The sequence below is a fragment of the Kitasatospora cystarginea genome, from assembly GCF_039533515.1.
Lineage (GTDB): Bacteria > Actinomycetota > Actinomycetes > Streptomycetales > Streptomycetaceae > Kitasatospora > Kitasatospora cystarginea.
In genome coordinates this window covers 1-674 of the sequence record NZ_BAAATR010000202.1, presented here as the reverse complement: position 1 = coordinate 674, position 674 = coordinate 1, and the positions used below count along the sequence as shown (strand labels likewise).

Annotated in this window: 1 protein-coding gene; it reads right to left on the bottom strand. The window is 71.5% G+C overall.

Translation table 11 applies throughout. From position 1 onward, the window contains the following. Positions 1–674: beta-ketoacyl synthase N-terminal-like domain-containing protein (locus tag ABD369_RS40830; protein ID WP_344641695.1), on the bottom strand; the 674-nt coding region annotated here is incomplete at both ends.

Sequence of the window (674 nt, the reverse complement as noted above, 5' to 3'; positions counted from 1 at the left end):
GCGCCTGCACCGCCAGGTGCAACGCCACCAACGACGCCGAGCACGCCGTGTCCACCGACACCGCCGGACCCTCAAGACCGAACGTGTAGGAGAGGCGGCCGGAGACGACACTCGTGGCCGTACCCGTCAGACGGTGACCCTCGACGCCCTCCAGGCCGTCCACCAGCAGGTTGGCGTAGTCCTGGCCGTTGGTGCCGACGAAGACGCCCGACTGGCTGCCGCGCAGCGAGACCGGGTCGATGCCGGCCCGCTCGAAGACCTCCCACGAGGTCTCCAGCAGCAGACGCTGCTGCGGGTCCATCGACAGGGCCTCGCGCGGCGAGATGCCGAAGAAGGCCGGGTCGAACTTGGTGACCTCGTCCAGGAAGCCACCCTCACGGGCGTACGTGGTGCCCTGGTGGTCCGGGTCCGGGTGGTAGAGGCCGTCGAGGTCCCAGCCGCGGTCGGTCGGGAACTCGGCGATGGCGTCACCGCCCCGGACCAGCAGCTGCCACAGCTCCTCGGGGGTGGTGACCCCGCCGGGGAAGCGGCAGCTCATCGCGACGATCGCGATCGGCTCGTCGTCGGCAGCGGCCACCACCGTCACCGGCGCGGCCGACTCCGGCTCCTGGCCCAGCAGTTCGGACCGCAGGTGCTCCGCCAGCGCGGTCGCCGACGGGTAGTCGAAGACCAGC